The organism is Vibrio sp. 10N.222.46.A1, assembly GCF_041473595.1.
Classification (GTDB): domain Bacteria; phylum Pseudomonadota; class Gammaproteobacteria; order Enterobacterales; family Vibrionaceae; genus Vibrio; species Vibrio tasmaniensis_A.
Window position 1 is genome coordinate 1 of record NZ_JBFRSN010000260.1, and the last position, 2,608, is coordinate 2,608.

The following is a 2,608-nucleotide window of genomic DNA, read 5'->3' on the forward strand; positions in this document are numbered from 1 at the left end:
TAAGGTCATTCCTATTGGTTATAAAGGGTATAACATGCCACTGATTGAAATAGGCATTATGATGGCTACAGACACTAAGATAGGTAGATAAATCATGCACATTACTCAAGGTCCACAATACAATGGTAAAGCGTCTAAACGCTTGCATGTTATGGCTAAGCCAATTGGCGCAGCGTGCAACATCGACTGTAAATATTGTTATTACCTAAGTAAGCAAGATTTGTTGGAGTACAAGAAAGGCAGTTCTCCGAGAATGGATGATGAGACGCTAGAAACCTACATCCGACAATATATCGAAGGTCAAAACACGCCTGAAATTATCTTCTCATGGCAGGGCGGCGAGCCAACTATGCTGGGTTTAGCGTACTTTGAAAGAGTGGTTGAACTACAGAAAAAGTACCGACCTGAAGGTGTGTTGATCTCAAACGATCTGCAAACCAATGGCACACTGCTCAATGACGATTGGGGCCGATTCTTAGCAAAGAATAACTTCCTGATCGGCTTGAGTATTGAAGGTCCTGAAATGCTGCACAATGCGTATCGTGTTAACAGAGCAGGCCGTGGCACATTCAAACAAGTGATGGCGGCGGTTGAGTTGCTGCACAAACATCAAGTTAAATTTGCAACGTTGACTTGTGTGAATAACCTCACCAGTCAAAATGCACTTGAGGTGTATCGCTTCCTACGTGATGTGGTGAAGTCTCCACAAATGCAGTTTATTCCTATCGTTGAACAGAAAACCTTTAGAACGGTTGCGCCACAAACATCCCAAGTGAGTGAGCAGCTAAAACAAGGCGAAAAACGCCTGATCCCCGGCCATAAAGACTCGATCATGGAATCGTGGTGTGTGTCGGATTTAGCTTGGGGTAACTTCCTGATCTCTGTGTTTGATGAGTGGGCGAAGAACGACATCGGTAAAGTGTTCGTTCAGTATTTTGAAGCGAGCTTAGAAACGTGGATTGGTCGTCCGAATCCGCTTTGCACTCTGAATGAGATCTGCGGTAAAGGCCTAGCGATGGAGCCAAACGGTGATGTGTTCTCTTGTGACCACTACGTTTACCCTGAATACAAAATTGGCAATATCCACCACGAGAAGCTTGATGATTTAGCGTACAGCGCACCACAGCAAAAGTTTGGTTTCGCTAAATCACGCACAATGACCAGTCAATGTCAGCAGTGTGATTACAAGTTTGCTTGTCATGGTGAATGTCCTAAAAACCGCTTTATCAAAACTCGCGCAGGCGAACCGGGCTTGAACTACTTATGTGCAGGTTGGCACAAGTTCTTTTCTCATGTCGACAAGTCGATGGCTTATATCGCTCGTGCGATGGGGCATCCGGTTGCTCATGGCAAATTCAGTGATTCAGTATTGATGGCACATCGTGCAAAACAGGCGCAACAAACTACGTTCGAGACCAAGTTTTAACTCGTTTTTTGGGTCAACAGGTCCAAGACAAATTTAATCAGATACGAGTCTAAGGACAGGCTAAGTTCTCCAGTTTAAGGTAATACTATGATGAAGAAGAGTTTAGCGACGGCTGTTGCTCTATTAGTTTCAACGTCCGCATTGATTTCAACGTCTGCGATGGCAGCGAATAGCGTTCAGCAAACTGTTGACGCACCGGCACAAAATATCAATCAAGTGCTCGAAATGACGGACACTCAAACCCGTATTCAACAGTTGTCTTACATGGCACAAGATCAAAATCAATCTGTTGAAAATCGTACTGGTGCACTGCAAGAGCTTGCTTCATATCCAAGCCAGAATGCGCTGGTGGCGGTGGCAAGAGGTTTGAAAGATCAAAACCCTGAAGTTCGTGAGGCTTCGATTATCGGTTCTTCGCCATATCAACTTGAGCATCGTTGGGCGTTAGTTTCGCCTTTGCTGAGCGATACAGACTCTATGGTTCGTCATTCAGCAACATCGAACTTAGTTCGTGATTACAATACGTTAGATAAAGAACAGAAAGCACAAATCGAACAACCTGTCGCTGAGTTAATAACATTCTTGGAATCACAAGAATCTGAAAAGTTTCAATTGTTGTTCGCTGACGTGCTCCGTTGGCACAATGAATGGGATAAAGCGGAAACGATTTATCTTGAGTTGATTAATACTCACCAGAAAGACCCTCAAGTTTGGCTGAGCTACGCGGATAACTTCCGAGCTCAGAATAAAGATCAACAAGCGGTCGAGGTGTTGGATCGTGGTTTGAAGAACGTGCCGGACAATGCAGCGATGCACTATTCTAAATCATTAACTTTGGTTCGCCTTGAAGACAAGGCAGCAGCAGCCAAAGAGATTGAAGTAGCAGCAGAACTTGCAAAAGATAACAGCTACTACTGGTACTTGAATGGGGTACTACAAGAAGAGCTGGATATCGACAAATCGACTAAATCGTTCGAGAAAGCGTATTTGATCTCTGGCTCTCCAGAACAGTTATACGTGGTATGCGATATTTATGTACGCTATGGCAATGAAAAAACAGATGATTGCTTGGGTGAGCTAGGTAAAGTGGCTCCTGATTATGTTATTGAACAGTTGAAAGAGAAACGAGTCGCGCCAAGCTCATAATATTTGAATGAGTAAATAGATAAGCCGCTTATGAAA

The 2,608-nt window shown here is 43.9% G+C and carries 2 protein-coding genes; both read left to right on the forward strand.

What is annotated here, in order from left to right:
• Window positions 1-94: 94 nt before the first annotated feature.
• Entirely contained in the window at window positions 95-1,426 is a 1,332-nt protein-coding gene (locus AB4496_RS09015) for an anaerobic sulfatase maturase (RefSeq protein ID WP_009844967.1), read from the forward strand.
• A gap of 87 nt (window positions 1,427-1,513) precedes the next feature.
• Window positions 1,514-2,572 (forward strand): hypothetical protein, encoded by a 1,059-nt coding sequence (locus tag AB4496_RS09020; RefSeq protein WP_032555010.1) that lies wholly within the window; start codon window positions 1,514-1,516, stop codon window positions 2,570-2,572.
• Window positions 2,573-2,608: the final 36 nt, after the last annotated feature.